Annotated in this window: 13 protein-coding genes; 8 read left to right on the forward strand and 5 right to left on the reverse strand. The window is 68.0% G+C overall.

Annotation, left to right across the window (positions count from 1 at the left end):
• Nucleotides 1–10: 10 nt before the first annotated feature.
• The 5 genes from AC1DSZ_RS03910 (at nt 11) to AC1DSZ_RS03930 (ending at nt 4,707) form a co-directional block, all read left to right on the forward strand.
• Complete coding sequence (locus AC1DSZ_RS03910) at nt 11–904, forward strand: 2-dehydro-3-deoxygalactonokinase (RefSeq protein ID WP_476837078.1); 894 nt, start codon at nt 11–13, stop codon at nt 902–904.
• Nucleotides 905–926: 22 nt separating this feature from the next.
• Complete coding sequence (locus AC1DSZ_RS03915) at nt 927–1,574, forward strand: 2-dehydro-3-deoxy-6-phosphogalactonate aldolase (protein WP_476837079.1); 648 nt, start codon at nt 927–929, stop codon at nt 1,572–1,574.
• Nucleotides 1,571–2,476, forward strand: a complete 906-nt coding sequence (locus AC1DSZ_RS03920) for a ribokinase (RefSeq protein ID WP_476837080.1) — start codon at nt 1,571–1,573, stop codon at nt 2,474–2,476. The genes AC1DSZ_RS03915 and AC1DSZ_RS03920 overlap by 4 nt, the downstream gene beginning before the upstream one ends.
• Before the next feature lie 104 nt (nt 2,477–2,580).
• Complete coding sequence (locus tag AC1DSZ_RS03925; RefSeq protein WP_476837081.1) at nt 2,581–3,120, forward strand: retropepsin-like aspartic protease family protein; 540 nt, start codon at nt 2,581–2,583, stop codon at nt 3,118–3,120.
• Between the two features lie 87 nt (nt 3,121–3,207).
• Nucleotides 3,208–4,707: a phosphomannomutase/phosphoglucomutase gene (locus tag AC1DSZ_RS03930; protein WP_476837082.1), complete on the forward strand. Its 1,500-nt coding sequence runs from the start codon at nt 3,208–3,210 to the stop codon at nt 4,705–4,707.
• 707 nt (nt 4,708–5,414) lie between these two features.
• Here AC1DSZ_RS03930 and AC1DSZ_RS03935 read toward each other — a convergent pair.
• The 5 genes from AC1DSZ_RS03935 to AC1DSZ_RS03955 all read right to left on the reverse strand — a co-directional run bounded on the left by AC1DSZ_RS03935 (nt 5,415) and on the right by AC1DSZ_RS03955 (nt 11,468).
• Nucleotides 5,415–6,050: a TadE/TadG family type IV pilus assembly protein gene (locus AC1DSZ_RS03935; protein ID WP_476837083.1), complete on the reverse strand. Its 636-nt coding sequence runs from the start codon at nt 6,048–6,050 to the stop codon at nt 5,415–5,417.
• Between the two features lie 11 nt (nt 6,051–6,061).
• On the reverse strand, nt 6,062–6,646 hold the full coding sequence (locus tag AC1DSZ_RS03940) for a TadE/TadG family type IV pilus assembly protein (protein WP_476837084.1): 585 nt from the start codon (nt 6,644–6,646) through the stop codon (nt 6,062–6,064).
• 156 nt (nt 6,647–6,802) lie between these two features.
• Nucleotides 6,803–7,273 (reverse strand): pilus assembly protein N-terminal domain-containing protein, encoded by a 471-nt coding sequence (locus AC1DSZ_RS03945; protein WP_476837085.1) that lies wholly within the window; start codon nt 7,271–7,273, stop codon nt 6,803–6,805.
• Between the two features lie 80 nt (nt 7,274–7,353).
• Nucleotides 7,354–10,074: a DNA mismatch repair protein MutS gene (mutS, locus tag AC1DSZ_RS03950; RefSeq protein WP_476837086.1), complete on the reverse strand. Its 2,721-nt coding sequence runs from the start codon at nt 10,072–10,074 to the stop codon at nt 7,354–7,356.
• A gap of 83 nt (nt 10,075–10,157) precedes the next feature.
• Nucleotides 10,158–11,468, reverse strand: coding sequence for an MFS transporter (locus tag AC1DSZ_RS03955; protein WP_476837087.1), 1,311 nt, complete (start codon nt 11,466–11,468; stop codon nt 10,158–10,160).
• 495 nt (nt 11,469–11,963) lie between these two features.
• On the opposite strand from AC1DSZ_RS03955, the gene AC1DSZ_RS03960 reads away from it, so the two are divergent.
• The 3 genes from AC1DSZ_RS03960 to AC1DSZ_RS03970 all read left to right on the forward strand — a co-directional run bounded on the left by AC1DSZ_RS03960 (nt 11,964) and on the right by AC1DSZ_RS03970 (nt 16,610).
• Nucleotides 11,964–12,803 (forward strand): DNA-methyltransferase, encoded by an 840-nt coding sequence (locus tag AC1DSZ_RS03960; protein WP_476837088.1) that lies wholly within the window; start codon nt 11,964–11,966, stop codon nt 12,801–12,803.
• Nucleotides 12,804–12,806: 3 nt separating this feature from the next.
• Nucleotides 12,807–13,766 (forward strand): XcyI family restriction endonuclease, encoded by a 960-nt coding sequence (locus AC1DSZ_RS03965; RefSeq protein WP_476837089.1) that lies wholly within the window; start codon nt 12,807–12,809, stop codon nt 13,764–13,766.
• Nucleotides 13,767–14,315: 549 nt separating this feature from the next.
• On the forward strand, nt 14,316–16,610 hold the full coding sequence (locus AC1DSZ_RS03970; protein WP_476837090.1) for an NADP-dependent malic enzyme: 2,295 nt from the start codon (nt 14,316–14,318) through the stop codon (nt 16,608–16,610).
• Nucleotides 16,611–16,681 lie beyond the last annotated feature (71 nt).

The following is a 16,681-nucleotide window of genomic DNA, read 5'->3' on the forward strand; positions in this document are numbered from 1 at the left end:
AACAATCAGCATGAGCGCGCAGGATCCAGCGATGATCGCCGTGGACTGGGGCACCACCCGGCTGCGGGCTTGGCTGGTGGACGGCTCCGGCGCGGTGCTGGACCGCGTCACCGGCGACGACGGCATCATGGCGGTGCCGCCGGGCGGCTTTCCGGCCGTATTCCGCCGCCACCTCGGCGCCTGGCTCCATCGCTGGCCCGACGCGCCGGTGGTGATGGCCGGCATGGTGGGCAGCCGCAACGGCTGGGTCGAGGCGCCCTATCTCGCCTGCCCGGTCGGGATCGACGCGCTGGCGCGCGCCTTCGCGGTGGTGGACGCCGGCGAGGGCCGCCGCGCCATGATCGTGCCGGGGCTCACGGCCCGCGACGCCGCCGGAGCGCCCGACGTGATGCGCGGCGAGGAAACAAAGATCGCGGGCTGCGGCGTCGCCGACGGGCTCGTCGTTATGCCGGGCACGCACTCCAAATGGGCCCGCATCGAGGGCGGCCGGATCGAGGGCTTCTCGACCTTCATGACGGGCGACTTCTTCGGCGCGCTGAAGGACCACACCATCCTGGGCAAGCTCGCCGAGGAGCCGGCCGACCCGGCGGGCTTCGCGCGAGGCCTGGACGCCGCGCGCCGGCCGGGCGGGCTCACCCATGTGGCGTTCTCGGCCCGCACGCTGGTGCTGATGGGCGAGCTGCCGCCCGCGCAAGTGGGGCCCTACCTCTCCGGCCTGCTGATCGGGACCGAGATCGACGCCGGGCTGGCGGGCGCGGGCGACGCGGCCGCCATCGCCCTGGTGGCGGACGGGGTCTTCGCCCAGTCCTACACGGCCGCGCTGGCCTCGCGCGGGCGGGCTTGCCGGCTCATCGACCCAGAGGACGCCGTGGTGGCCGGCCTGCGCCGGCTCGCGGCCGTCTGATCCCAACCGAAAGGCGCGAGCCATGTCCCACACAGCCGCCTTCCACGCCGCCTATGCGCGCTGCCCGCTGATCGCGATCCTGCGCGGGCTGCGGCCCGACGAGGCCGTGGCGGTGGGCGAGGCGCTGGCGGGAGCGGGCTTCACTATTCTGGAAGTGCCGTTGAACTCGCCCGAGCCGCTGGACAGCATCGGCCGGCTCGCGAAGGCGCTGCACGGCCGCGCCGTGGTGGGCGCGGGCACGGTGGTGCGCGTCCCCGACGTTGACGCGGTCGCGCAGGCGGGCGGCACGCTGATCGTCTCGCCCAACGCCAACCAGGACGTGATCCGCCGCGCCAAGGCGCTCGGCCTCGTCTCGGCGCCGGGCGTGATGACCCCCACCGAGGCCTATGCGGCGCTGGACGCCGGCGCGGACGTGTTGAAGTTCTTTCCCGGCGAGCTCATCGGCCCGGCCGGCGCCAAGGCCATGGGGGCGGTGCTGCCCAAAGGCGCCACGCTCGTGATGGTGGGCGGGATCACGCCCGACACGCTCCCGCGCTACGCGGACGGGCCGGTGAGCGGCTTCGGGCTCGGCTCGGCGCTGTTCAAGCCGGGCGACACGGCCACGCAGGTCGGCGACAAGGCCCGGGCATTCCTGCAGGCTTACGACGGGTTCAAGGCGGCGCGCGCATGATCGTGGTGTTCGGTTCGGTCAATGTCGATTTCGTCACCCGGGTGGAGCGCATCCCCGGGCCAGGCGAGACCATCCTGGGTCCGGGCTACGCGGTGATCCCGGGCGGCAAGGGCGCCAACCAGGCGCTCGCGGCCCGGCGCGCCGGCGCGGAGGTGACGCTGGTCGGCGCGGTGGGGCGCGACCCTTTCGGCCCGCTCGCGCTGTCGCTGCTGGAGCGGGACGGGGTGGACCTCAGCCGCGTCGCCCAGGTGGAGGCGCCCACGGGCGCGGCCTTCATCAGTGTCTCGGACGGCGGCGAGAACGCCATCGTGGTGGCGGCCGGCGCCAACGCGCATGTGCGGGCCAGCCAGCTCGACGGGCTCGCGATGGGCGAGCGCGACACCCTCCTGCTGCAGCGCGAGGTTCCGGACGCCGAGGCGCTCGCGGCCGCCCGGATCGCCAAGGCGGCCGGCGCCCGCGTGATCCTGAACGCCGCGCCGGCGGGACGGCTCGACCCCGCCCTGCTGGCCTGCCTCGACCTGCTGATCGTCAACGAGCACGAGGCCGTGATCGTGGGCGCCGGGCTCGACATCGCGGGCGAGCCGGACGCCATCGCGCGCGACATCGACGCCCGGCACGGCGTCTCGACCATCGTGACGCTCGGCGCCGACGGCGCGGTGGGGTGGACGGGCGGCCTCCGCCGCGCCGCGCCGGCCCTGCCGGTCACCCCGGTCGACACAACGGCGGCGGGCGACACGTTCTGCGGCGCACTCGCGGCCGCGATGGATTGCGGGCTCGGCTTCACCACCGCGCTGGCGCGCGCCGCGGCCGCCGGCAGCCTGGCCTGCGCGGCCGAGGGGGCGCAGACCAGCATCCCCACCCGGGAGGCCATCGACGCCGCCGTGGCGGGCTTCCAGGCCTGAGCGAAACAGGCTGAACGAGCGGTTACGGCAAAGCGCGCAATCCACGATCGGGCGCAAACGCCGGCTGAACACGGGCCGGTGTAGGGTCTCCCCAAGGAGACGTCATGCTGAAGATCGCCGCCGCCGCCGCATTCATCGTTCTGGTCAGCGTGTTCGCGGTGAAATCCGTGGGCCGTCCGCCTGCGCCCACGGCCGCCGTGGCGGCGCAGACCGCCGTGACGCCGGAGCCGGCGTCGGCCGCGCCGGCGCCGCCTGCGCGCAACGCCCAGGGCCGCGCCACCGTGACGCTGGCGGCCGACGCCCGCGGGCATTTCGTCGCCAACCTGCAGATCAACAACGTCATCGTGCGCACGCTGGTGGACACCGGCGCGTCCACGGTCGCGCTTTCGGCCGAGGACGCCCGGCGCGTCGGCGTGTTTCCGACCGGCGCCGACTTCCGCATTCCGGTGAACACCGCCAATGGGGTGATCCGCGCCGCCCAGGTGCGCCTGCCCGAGGTGCGCCTCAACGGCATCGTGGTGCGCGACGTGGAAGCCATGGTGATGCCGGCCGGCCGGCTGGAAGGCACGCTGCTGGGCATGTCCTTCCTGCGTCGGCTCGGAGGCATGGAATTCGCCCAAGGGCGCCTCGTGCTCACCCAGTAAGTTCGTCCTCTAACGCTTTTGAAACCGTTGCGGCGCTGCCTCTTTCGGGCCAGCGTGGCGCACGATCAGCACATCATCGGCAGGCTCATGTTCCCAAAACCCGTCCCCCTCCTCCACACGAATACGTATGGCTACGAGACCCTCCCGATGGTGAAGCCCACCGGCTTCCGGGAATACGACGCCCGCTGGCTGTTCGAGAAAGAGATCAACCTGATGGGCGTGCAGGCCCTCGGGATGGGCCTCGGCGCGCTGATCCGCGAGATGGGCGTGAAGCCCGAGATCGTCACGGGCCATGATTTCCGCGGCTATTCGTCGGCCATCAAGATGGCGCTGATCAACGGCCTCATGGCGGCCGGCTGCCGGGTCCATGACATCGGGCTGGCGCTCTCCCCGATGGCGTATTTCGCCCAGTTCGAGCTCGACGTGCCCTGCGTCGCCATGGTGACGGCCTCGCACAACGACAACGGCTGGACGGGCGTGAAGATGGGGGCCCAGCGCCCGGTCACCTTCGGGCCGGACGAGATGAGCCGGCTCAAGGAGATCGTGCTCTCGGGCGCATACGAAACCCGCGAGGGCGGCTCCTACAACTTCGTCGAGAACTTCCCCGAGCGCTACATCGCGGATCTCACCACCCGGGCGCCGATCAAGCGCAAGCTCAAGGTCGTGGCCGCCTGCGGCAACGGCACGGCCGGCGCCTTCGCGCCGCATATCCTGGAGCGGCTGGGCGTCGAGGTGATCCCGCTCGACGTCGAGCTCGACCACACCTTCCCGCGCTACAATCCGAATCCCGAAGACATGGAAATGCTGCACGCCATGGCGCACGCCGTTAAGGAGCACGGGGCCGATGTGGGCCTCGGCTTCGACGGCGACGGCGACCGTTGCGGCGTGGTGGACAACGAGGGCGAGGAGATCTTCGCCGACAAGATCGGCGTCATGCTGGCGCGCGACCTGTCGGCGCTGCACCCGGGCGCGACCTTCGTGGTGGACGTGAAGTCCACCGGCCTGTTCGCGACCGATCCGGTGCTGCAGGCCAACGGCGTGAAGGCCGACTACTGGAAGACCGGCCACTCCTACATCAAGCGCCGGGTCGCCGACCTGAAGGCGCTGGCGGGCTTCGAGAAGTCCGGCCACTTCTTCTTCAACGCGCCGGTCGGCCGCGGCTATGACGACGGCCTCGTGACGGCGATCGCGGTGCTCGACATGCTCGACCGCAACCCCGACAAGACCATGGCGGACCTCTACCGCGCCCTGCCGAAGACCTACGGCACCCCCACCATGTCGCCGCACTGCGCCGACGAGGTGAAGTACCAGGTGTCCGAGCGGGTCACGCAGCGCTTCCAGGCCATGCAGGCCGCCGGCGAGGCCATCGCGGGCCAGCCCATCCGCGACATCGTCACGGTGAATGGCGTGCGCGTCACCGCGCAGGACGGCACCTGGGGCCTCGTCCGCGCCTCGTCCAACAAGCCCGAGCTCGTGGTCGTGATCGAAAGCCCGGTCTCGGAAGCCCGCATGCGCGAGATGTTCAAGGCCGTGGACGGCGTGCTGCGCGAGAACTCCGAGGTCGGCGCCTACAACCAGTCGATCTGACGGGCCCGGCCCGACGCTCTGCGAGCCGAACGCAAAGCAATCCAGTCTAGAGGCCCGGGTTTTAGGCTGGATTGCTTCGCTGTCGCTCGCAATGACGGCGAGGGTGGCGCAAGCTTTTGTGCGCGCCGCCGGGACTGCCGTACTCAGACCCTCGGACGTTCCGCCGGCCTCTCCGCCGTCATTGCGAGCCGGAGGCGAAGCAATCCAGTCTAATGGCCCGGCTTTTAAACTGGGTTGCTTCGCTCTCGCTCGCAATGACGAGAGGGTGGCGCAAGCTTTTGTGCGCGCTGTCGGGACTGCCGTACTCAGACCCTCGGACGTTCCGCCGGCCTCTCCGCCGTCATTGCGAGCCGGAGGCGAAGCAATCCAGTCTAATGGCGCGGCCACTAGACTGGATTGCTTCGCTGTCGCTCGCAATGACAAGAGGGTGGCGCAAGCTCCCGTTCGCGCCGTCGGACTGCCGTACTCAGACCCTCAGACGTTGCGCCGGCCTCTCCGCCGTCATCCCCGGCGACCTGCGCAGCAGGTCGGGAAGGGGATCCAGGGGCAAAGGCGCTCACCCCTGGATCCCCCTCCCGGCGCTGCGCGCCGCCGGGGATGACGGAGAGAGTCGAGCGGACCGGTTCGCTGACGAAGTGCGGCTTCCCGAACGGCGCTGAGCGCCACCCCTCCCCCTCAAGGGAAGGGTGGAAATCGAGGCCGCGGTCTCAGGTGCAGGGGCCGCTTGCGGCCGTGGGCTTGCCGCTGTTGGCGAAGTCCGTGTTGCTCACATAGGCGGCGATGCGCGGGCGCATGAAGATGCGCTCGCTGAGCGTCAGCGTGCTGGTGATCACGTAGCCCATCACGGGCTTGTAGGGATACCGCACCTCGGCCAGCACCACGGAGGTTCCCGGGTCGGCCCGCAGGGCCGTCGGCACCTGGATGGTGTTGAAGATGTAGCCCTTCGGATAGGCGCTGGCCGGCGTGCCGGACCAGTTCGCGCTGGCCTGGCTCCAGCAGGCCGTCGCCTCCTTGCCGGAGACGTCCGAGATCGCCACGCTGGTGATCCGCATCTCGATCGGGCTGGACGCCATCGGGGACATCACGGCCGTGCCGGCCGACATGATCTGGGTCACCTGCGTGCCGTTCAGGGTGTCGTTTTGCGTCACCAGGTCGGCGAGCGTGCGGGTGAGGAGCACGACCTTGCGATCGGCGCTGAGCCCCTGGCTCACCTCGACCGAGCCGATATAGAGCACCAGCATCACGGGCAGGATCAGGGCGAACTCGACGGCGGCGACGCCGCTCGTGTCGGACGCGGCCGAAAAAACGCGGCGCAGAGCCGGAAGACGCCGCAGGCGGGTCATCAACGGGTTCATCATGGCGTGGCCGCGAAAGGTTCGGTCTGGAACACCGCCGTGCCCATGATCAGCAGCTTGTTGCCGTTCAGGTTCACGAAGGTCTGGCCGATGAGCGGCAGGATGATCGGATATGCGATCACGGCGCGCACCACGTTGATGGTGCGTGGGCCGCCCGGCGAATAGGCGAAGCTGGTCGTGTCCAGGTTGCCGGAGTTGACCGGCGGCCGCGACGTATCGGCGGCTCCAAACGACGTCGCAACGCGGACGTCGACCTTCAGGAGCGTCGGGCAGTCGAACATCGCCTTCACGCGATTGCAGACTTCCGTCTTGAACTTGGCCTGATCGAACCCGCCGGACTGGGCCTGGCCGGTCATCACCAGGCGCGATGCGTCCGTCACGGCGGTCTGCAGCACCTGGCCGGTGATGTGCACCATGGAGGTTTCGAAGATCGCGTAGACGAGGCTGATGAACGGAATGGCCAGCATCGCGAACTCGACCGCGACGGAGCCGCGCCGATCACGACCGAAACGTGCGAAGACGCCGCGGCGCCTGCGCGGCCCGGCAGGTCCAGGCTTCGCCTGTGGCGAGGTGGACGTTTGCATCCTCAATCTCCGATACGGAACTATCGTCGCACCTTCGACGATCGCTCAGGACCGGTTGAGAGTATGTTTCGGTTCAGCGCGATTGCGCGCACAACCTGTGGGCATAATGAATCAAAGCCAAACGCATCAGGCGAAATTCGAGGTACGCGGCCGCGATTACTTCGCGAGCTGGTTTCGGTTGGTCGTCTGCGCGCCCACGCTCTCGAAATGGCGCTGCACGTCGCCCAGCGACATGGTGGGCTGGCAGTGCGGCGCGCAGGAATAGGTCTCGCGCTCCATGCCGCGCTGGACCACAACCATGTTCTCCGACGCCGCCTCGACGCGGATCTTGGACTCGCCGATCACCGCGCCGGTGGAATCCTGGGCGATGAGGTTGGTTTCGCCATAGCTCTTGCCGGTGAGCACCATCGACCCGTTCTTCTGAACGGCGACGTCCGCGATCATCGGGTTGCCGATCACGATCGTGGTCGCCCTGGGCGGCAGCTTGAGCACCTGGGCGTGGTCCGTCTGCACCACGATGCTGTCCAGCGCCACGGCCGGGACCGCGAAGGCGCAGACCAGCAGGGCTGCGGCGACCGGCAGGCCCAGTTTCGCGCCCATGCGCAGTGTCTTGGAAGCGCCCAGCATCACTCGATCCCCGCTGTAAACCTTTTGGTGAGCATGATGGGGATTGGTGAATTTTCAGCTAATGCGTGGCGTTGAGCCCGTCACTGCGCTGCGGCCTTGAGGCGGTACAGCGCCTCGAGCGCTTCGCGGGGCGACAGGGCGTCCGGGTCCACGGCGTCCAGAGCCTCGCGCAGCGGGTCCGGGCCGGACGGGGCTTCGGCGAAGCCGGCCGAAGGGCGCGCCGCTGCGAAGAGCGGCAGGTCGTCCACCATGCGGTCCACCGGGGCCTGGCGCTCGGACGCCTCGAGCTCGTCCAGGATCACGCGGGCGCGGTCCACCACGGCGCGCGGCAGGCCGGCGAGCTTGGCTACCTGCACGCCGTAGCTGCGGTCGGCCACGCCGGGCGCGACCTCGTGGAGGAACACGACGTCGCCCTGCCACTCGGTGACCCGCACGGTGAGGTTCAGGAGCCGCGGCAGCCGGCGCGCCAGCGCGGTGAGCTCGTGAAAATGCGTCGCGAACAGCGAGCGGCAGCGGTTGGTCTCGTGCAGGTGCTCGATGGTGGCCCACGCGATCGAGAGGCCGTCGAAGGTGGCGGTGCCGCGGCCGATCTCATCCAGGATCACGAGCGAGCGCGGGGTCGCCTGGTTGAGGATGGCGGCGGCCTCGATCATCTCGACCATGAAGGTGGAGCGGCCGCGCGCGAGGTCGTCGGCCGCGCCGACGCGCGAGAACAGGCGGTCGACGACGCCAAGATGGGCCCGGGCGGCGGGCACGAAGGAGCCCATCTGGGCCAGCACGGCGATCAGGGCGTTCTGGCGCAGGAAGGTCGACTTGCCGGCCATGTTGGGGCCGGTGATCAGCGCGATGCGGCCGCCGCGGCCGCCCTCGGGGGCGGAGAGGTCGGCGTCGTTGGCCACGAAGGGCTGGCCGTCGCGCTTCAGCGCGGCTTCGACCACGGGATGGCGCCCGCGCTCGATCGCGAAGGCGAGGCTGTCGTCCACCACGGGGCGCACCCAGCCGCCGGCGTCCGCGAGTTCGGCCAGCGCGGCCGCGACGTCGATGCGCGCGATCGCGTCCGCGACCACCCGGATGGCCGGGGCGGCCGCCACCGCGATATCCCGGAGCCTGTCGAAATGGGCGAGCTCCAGCGCGAGCGCCCGGTCGGCCGCTGAGGCGATGCGGCTCTCCAGGTCGCCGAGCTCGGCGGTGGAGAAGCGCATGGCGCCCTGCATGGTCTGGCGATGCACGAAGGTGGCGTTTAGCGGCGGCTTCACCAGCGTCTCGCCCACCGCCTGCGGGACCTCGACGAAGTAGCCGAGGAAGTTGTTGTGCTTCACGCGCAGCGTGCGGGCGCCCGTCTCGTCCGCGTAGCGCGCCTGCAGGGCCGCGACGACGCGCCGGCTCTCGTCGCGCAGCGCGCGCGCCTCGTCGAGCGCGGGATCGTGCCCGGCGCGCACGAACCCGCCGTCGCGCTTGTGCAGGGGCAGGTCCTCGCCCAGGCACGCGGCGAGCGCGGCTTCGAGCGCGCCATCCATGCCGCGCAGAACCGCGCCCGCCTGCGCGAGCTCGGCCGGCAGCACGGGCGCGAGCGCGAGGGCGGCGCCCAGCGCGCGCGCGGCCGCGAGCCCGTCGCGCAGGCAGGCGAGATCGCGCGGGCCGCCGCGCTCCAGCGTCAGGCGCGACAGCGCCCGCGCCATGTCGGGCGCGCGCTTTAGCGCCTGGCGGCACGCGGACCTGGCCGCGGGGTCGTCCACGAGCCACGCGACCGCGTCCAGGCGCGCGTTGATCGCGCCCGCGTCCGTGAGCGGGCCCGCCAGGCGCTCGGCCATGAGGCGCCCGCCGGCGGGCGTGAGCGTGCGGTCCACCGCGGCCAGGAGGCTGCCCGCGCGCTCGCCCGCGAGCGTGCGCGTGAGCTCGAGGCTGGCGCGCGTGGCCGCGTCGATGGCCATGCAGGCGTCCGCGGCCTCGCGGGTGGGGGCGGACAGGGGCGGCCGGGCGCCCAGCTGCGTGCGCTCCACATAGGCGACCACGGCCGCCGCGGCCGCGATCTCGGCGCGCGCGAAGGCGCCGAAGCCCGCGAGCGAGCTCACGCCATAGAACGCGCACAGGCGCCGCTCGCCCGAGCTCGCGTCCAGCCCGTCGCGGGCGAGCGGGGTGACGTGGGCGCGCGTCTCGCGCCACAGCGCCCGCAGCGCGGGCTCGTCCAGGATCGCGTCCGGGACCAGGATCTCGCGCGGCTCCAGGCGGGCGATCTCGGCCGCCAGCGCGCCCTCGGGCGCCTCGCCCACCGTGAACGCGCCCGTGGAGATGTCCACGGCCGCGAGCCCGTAGGTCCACCCCTCCCCGGCCCGCACGCGCGCCACGGCGGCCAGCAGGCTGGCGCGCCCGGGCTCCAGCAGGGTCTCCTCCGTGATCGTGCCGGGCGTGACCAGGCGCACGACGCCGCGCTTCACCACGCTCTTGGCGCCGCGCTTGCGCGCCTCGGCGGGGTCCTCCTGCTGCTCGCAGACGGCGACGCGGTGGCCGGCCGCTATCAGACGTTGCAGGTAGTCCTCGGAGCGGTCCACCGGCACGCCGCACATGCGGATGTCCTCGCCGGCGTGCTTGCCGCGCTTGGTCAGCACGATGCCGAGCGTGCGCGACGCGATTTCGGCGTCGCCAAAGAACAGCTCGTAGAAATCGCCCATCCGGTAGAACAGCAGGCAATCCGGATTGGCGTGCTTGATCTCCAGATACTGCGCCATCATGGGCGTGAGGCGCGCGTCCGGCGCCTCGGGCGCGGCGTCCGGCAGGGTCAGGGCGGGGCCTTGAACGGTCATGCGCGGACGCTACCAGAGCCCGCCCCGGAAGGCGCGGCCCCGGGCCCGGCTTGTCCACGGGAATTGCAGCCCGGCCGCGCTCTTCAGCCGGCCTCGTTCGCGGCCGCCGCCGCGTTTTCACGCCCGCGCGTCTCCGGCATCAGGACGGCGTAGAGCCCGAACCCGAGCGCCGCGATGGCGGCGAGGCTCCAGAACGCCGCGCCGTAGCCGAAGCTCACGATGATTACCCCGGCCAGCGTGGCGCTCAGCGCCGCGCCGAGCCCCTGGGCGGCCCCCACGGCCCCCTGGGCGGCGTTGAAGCGGCCGGCGCCGCGCGTGAGATCCGCCACCACCACGGGAAACAGCGCCCCGTAGACGCCCGCCCCCACCCCGTCGAGGCACTGCACGGCGACGAGCCAATAGGGGTCGTCCGACGCCGTATACAGCGCGCCGCGCACCGCCAGCACGCCGAAGGCGGCCAGAAACAGCGGCTTGCGGCCCCACGGGTCGGCCTTGGCCCCCACCAGCATGGCGACCGGAACCATCACCACCTGGGCAGCCACGATGCAGATCGCCACCATCGAGGTGGCGCTCTCCTTGCCGGCCACGCGCGACAACAGCTGGCTCACGGAGGTCAGCATGGCCGCGTTGGCGAGGTGGAACAGCGCGGCCAGCACGGCGAACAGCAGCAGCGGCCGGTTCTCCAGCAAGGTCCGCCAGCCCGATGGCGCGCCCGCCGGCTCGCCGGCTTCGTGGTCCAGCCCGCGCGCCACGGCGTCGTCCACGGCGTCGGCCGGGATGGTGAGCGTCGCCCCGATGCTGAGCACGGCCAGGAGCGCCATGAGCCAGAACACCACGATGGGACCAAACAACGCCGCGCAGCCGGCCGCGACCGCAGCCGAAGCCGCATTGCCCGCATGGTTGAACGCCTCGTTGCGGCCGATGCGCCGGGCGAAGTTGCGCGGCCCCACGATGCCGAGCGTGATGGCGGCCAGCGCCGGCGGAAACACCGCCCCGGCCACGGCCGCGAGCGACTGCGTCGCCGCCACGGCCGCGAATGAGCTGATGAAGGGCAGCGCCAGCGAGCTCAGCGTCACGGCCAGCGCGGCCGCGATCACGACGGCGCGCTTGGCCGTTGTCCGGTCGATCAAGGCCCCGGCCGGCGCCTGCGCGACCAGCCCGGCGATCCCCGCCACCGTCATCACGAGGCCGATGGTGGCCTCGTCCCACCCGCCCTGCGGGCCGCGCACCGCCAGGAGATAGATCGCCAGATAGGGCCCGAGCCCATCGCGCACGTCCGCGAGCGTGAAGTTCACGGCGTCCAGCGCCCGCCCGGCGCGAGACGACTTGTCGCGCGCCACCCCCCGAGACCCGCCGCCCGCGATCCCGGGCGCGCCGCCTTCCACCACCGTCATGCCGTTTCATCCCACGCCAGCGCCAGCCCGCGACCGGATCTGGCGTGGGTCGGGATGGAGAATGCGCTGGCGGGCGAACGGTTCTCGCCGGGCGGGCGACTGGGTTAAGGAGACTGACCGGAGCGCGCCACGCGGGGCTGGACTGGCGCCTTCTCCCCCCGGGAGAAGGTGGTCCGAAGGACCGGATGAGGGGCTAGCGGGGACGGAGCGGGTGGGTTGGTGTCTCAGACGGGCCTCAGTCCGAAATCGTCTTCTCCGCTAACGCTTGCCCCCAAATCATTGGGACAGCCGTACGCTAATCTGAGTTGATGTACAGCAACGCTGAAACAAGCGCCTGCGAATGCTTCGTAGCTGCGCTACACCATCACAAAGCAACGCACATTGTTCTCGCACGGCGATGGATGGGTGAGCTTCAGACAATGCAACCTCAGGTTCGTAGACGTTTTTGCATTGTCGGATATTTTTTATCGATGCTGATTCCCGACCGAACAAACTATGCTGATTAGTGACCTGATTTCATTGGGTAAATCTATCGTCATCAATGGCGATGTACTTCGAACAATCTCAAAACTACCGGACTCTTCGGTCCAATGCATAATAACGTCTCCGCCATACTGGGGATTGCGTGATTACGGAATCGATGGCCAGATTGGCCTTGAAGCAGAATTGGACAAATTTATCGACGCACTTGTAGAAGTTTTTGAGCAAGCAAAGAGAGTTCTCCGTTCTGACGGGCTCCTCTGGCTCAACATCGGTGATAGCTATACTAGTGGTAATCGTACCTGGCGCGCGCCGGATAGAAAAAATCCCGCTAGAGCGATGTCTACGAGACCTGCAACACCAGCTGGATTGAAGTCCAAAGACCTAATAGGCGTTCCGTGGCGTCTCGCATTCGCCCTTCAGAGGAACGGATGGTACCTAAGGTCCGATATCGTCTGGAATAAGCCGAATGCAATGCCCGAAAGTGTTGCCGACAGGCCTACTAGATCCCATGAATATTTATTCATGATGTCGAAATCAGAACGATATATTTATAATAAAGTGGATACGCTTGACAGCAATGGACGCAACATGCGGTCTGTTTGGGACGTGAACACGCAGCCCTTCAAAGGGGCGCACTTTGCCACGTTTCCAAGCGCTTTGGTTGAGCCATGCATCAAAGCTTCAACGTGCGCCAACGACCTGATACTCGATCCGTTTTTTGGATCCGGCACAGTTGGTCTTGTTGCTAATAAGTTGGGTCGTCGGTATGTTGGGATAGAACTTAATCCTGATTACATCGATATTTCATTACGTCGATTGGTCGATAACCCGCCTAATCTCCTGAGGCTTTAAACAATGCACATTCCATTTCCCAATTTACAGCTTCGCTTCGCTCAGGCGCTAGTAAGAGCTAAGAGCCTCTACCTGCAACCTAATCTTATGCGCTCAATCAAAGACATGGACATTCGGGAGCTCGACAATCAACTCGCCGAAATCGTCCCCATGCAGGCAATTGCAAAACTTGCGTCGATTGGGCTTCGTGGTGAGTTGGTTTTTCCTACCCCCATCGTTTTGTCTGCGTCTCCTCAAACGCTAGGATATTATCGCTTGCTGTACGGCTTTAGTCGCAAGGAATTTTATCATAAGAGAACAGCATTAGCCCGTTTCGCACGGCTGGAAGATAAAGGTGATCGGAGAGGAGTAACGGATGCTGATTGTATAGTGTTCTGCCAGGAAATGGCAAAGGCGGGCGTCACTCTGGTGGACGGGTTGGACGAGCAGATTATCACTCCGAACGGACTCAATGAGCTGTGTCTTTTAACCTTTGGTGCGCAATTACGCGGGGGTGCCAATAACGCTACTGGCAAAACTGGAGCTTACCTTGTACAGGAGGCAATCCAGTCCGTTGTAAAATCTGCAGGAGCGATAGAAACTGATTCTGGCTTTACGATCGTCAACTCGGCTGGACGCACAATGTCTGTCACGTATGCGGCTGACCCTGATATTTGCCTTGAAGAACACTCCAGTCAGCAAAATCGAAAAATTCTTGCAGTGGAAATCAAAGGTGGCCGGGACTATTCCAATTTTCATAATCGACTAGGTGAAGCTGAGAAGAGTCACCTCAAGGCAAAGGCAGCTGGCTTTACAGAGTTTTGGACAGTTTTAAACGTTGAAAGTTTCGACGAGAAATCGGCTAGAGCCGCCAGTCCGACTACGCAAAGATTTTATCTGCTCAGCGATATCGAAAAGCCTGGATGTGATTTCAAGCCGCGCTTGTCAGCTTTGTTGGGCTTGGCTCTAGAAGCGGTATCATGATCATCTGACCTCATGTCAAACGACCCTTGAAGCAGCGCTGGACCGAGAGGCAAGAGAGCACCGTTGACTAGAATTTGATCTCAACACTTAGCACTGTTGACGGTGACGGAAAGATCTGCGCGAAGTTCCGGTTGAAGCCCAGAGACCACAGTCGAAAGATGGCGGGTGCGGGCGAGCGCACCAGCGCAGCTTAGCGGTATGTTCGGCAAAGCCTCCACGTCGCTGCGAGCCAGAGCGCGCCATCCCGGCGCCGGGCTTGGAACCCGCGCCCTCACCGCTTCCCCTCTCCCGCTGGCGGGAGAGGAGGTCCGGCCCCGTCCGTTGCGGGGGACGCCCGGCATCTGGATTGCTTCGCTGCGCTCGCAATGACGGCGAGGGCGGTCTGGGGTGAGCCGTTCGCCAGCCGCCCGGGCATCGGCGCGGTTGCGGGTTGGGCAACTCTCGCCCTCCTCCTCCCCTCCCCCCATCGTCGCACGCCAACGTGCTTGAGAAACATCATTCGCGTCCGTAAGTTGGCCGCCCGCATCCGTGCAGAAGACCGGGCTGGCCATGACCGACAACGATAAGACACCGAGGAAACGCACCCGCCCCACCATCACGGACCAGGAGGCGCTGCTGTTTCATTCGCGCGGCCGGCCGGGGAAGCTGGAGGTCGTCGCCACCAAGCCGATGACAACGCAGCGGGACCTGTCGCTGGCTTATTCGCCGGGCGTGGCCATTCCGGTGCTGGCGATCGCGGAGGACCCGTCGAAAGCGTACGACCTCACCGTGAAGGGCAATCTGGTGGGGGTGATCTCCAACGGCACCGCCATCCTGGGGCTCGGCAATCGCGGGGCGCTGGCGTCCAAGCCCGTGATGGAGGGCAAGGCGGTTCTGTTCAAGCGCTTCGCGGACGTGGACGCGTTCGATCTGGAGATCGGGACCGAGGACCCGGACGAATTCATCGCGGCGGTGCGCTATCTCGGGCCGACCTTCGGGGGCATCAACCTGGAGGACATCAAGGCCCCGGAATGCTTCATCATCGAGGAGAAGCTGCGGGAGCTCATGGAGATCCCGGTTTTCCACGACGACCAGCACGGCACCGCCATCATCGCGGCGGCCGGCATCATGAACGCGCTGCAGCTCACCGGGCGCGACATCGCGACCGCCAGGCTCGTGTGCAACGGGGCCGGGGCGGCCGGAATCGCGTCGCTGGAGATCCTGAAGGCGCTCGGCTTCCGGGATGAGAACGTCATCCTGTGCGACACCAAAGGGGTGGTGTTCAAGGGCCGCACCGAGGGCATGAACCAGTGGAAGAGCGCGCACGCGATCGAGACGCCGCTGCGCACGCTGGACGAGGCGATCGCGGGCGCGGACGTGTTCTTCGGGCTTTCGGTGAAGGGCGCGGTCTCGGCCGAGATGGTGCGCTCCATGGCCGAGAACCCGATCATCTTCGCGATGGCGAACCCGGACCCGGAGATCACCCCGGAGGAAGCCTTCGCGGTGCGCGACGACGTGATCATGGCGACGGGGCGCTCGGACTACCCGAACCAGATCAACAACGTGCTGGGCTTCCCCTACATCTTCCGCGGCGCGCTGGACGTGCGGGCCACCACCATCAACATGGAGATGAAGATCGCGGCGGCGCGCGCGCTGGCGCAGCTCGCCCAGGAGGACGTGCCCGACGAGGTGGCGGCCGCCTACCAGGGCGCGCGGCCGCGCTTCGGGCGGGACTACATCATCCCGGCGCCGTTCGACCCGCGGCTGATCTCGTGGGTGCCGGCCGCGGTGGCGCAGGCCGCCATGGAGTCGGGCGTGGCGCAGCGGCCCATCGTCGACATGGGGGCCTACAAGGCGCAGCTCTCGGCCCGGCGCGATCCCGTCGCGGGGGCGCTGCAGCGCACCGTGGAGCGGGTGCGGCGCTATCCCAAGCGCGTGGTCTTCGCCGAGGGCGAGGAGGAGCAGGTGATCCGCGCGGCGGTGAGCTTCGTGAACCAGGGCCTCGGCACGGCCGTGCTGGTGGGCCGCGACGACCGCGTGAAGGAGACCGCCCGGCAGGTGGGGCTGGAGATCGACGGCAAGAGCGGCATCGAGATCCACAACGCGCGGCTTTCGCACCGGAACACCGCCTACGCGCAGTACCTGTATGACCGGCTGCAGCGGAAGGGCTACCTGTTCCGCGACTGCCAGCGGATGATCAACCAGGACCGCAACCACTTCGCGGCCGCCATGGTGGCGCTGGGCGACGCCGACGCCATGGTGACGGGCGTGACGCGCAACTTCTCGGTGGCGCTGGACGACGTGCGCCACGTGATCGACCCCAAGCCCGGGCACCGGGTGATCGGCATCTCGCTGGTGCTGGCGCGCGGGCGCACCGTGCTGGTGGCCGACACGGCGATCACGGAGCTGCCGAGCGCGCAAGAGCTGGCCGAGATCGCGATCGAGGCCGCCGGCGTGGCGCGGCGGCTCGGCTACGAGCCCCGGGTGGCGCTGCTGGCGTTCTCGAGCTTCGGGCATCCGCCGGGCGAGCGCACCGCGCATGTGCAGGAGGCCGTGCGCCTGCTGGACCAGCGGCGCGTCGACTTCGAGTATGACGGCGAGATGGCGGCCGACGTGGCGCTGGACCGGGAACTGATGAGCCAGTACCCGTTCTGCCGGCTGTCGGACGCCGCCAACGTGCTGGTGATGCCGGCGTTCCACTCGGCCTCGATCTCGACCAAGATGATGGCGAGTTTAGGCGGGTCCACGGTGATCGGGCCCTTGTTGGTGGGGCTCGACAAGGCCGTGCAGATCGTGCCGCTGGGGGCCAAGGACACCGACATCGTCAACATGGCGGCGCTGGCGGCGTTCAACGTGGGGGGATGAGCCTGCCGCGAAAAAGTGGGAACCGGTTTTTCGAGGACGGCAGGCTGCTGCCTGGAGGCTGATCCGTGTCT

It is taken from the genome of Alsobacter sp. P4_H11 (assembly GCF_056400925.1).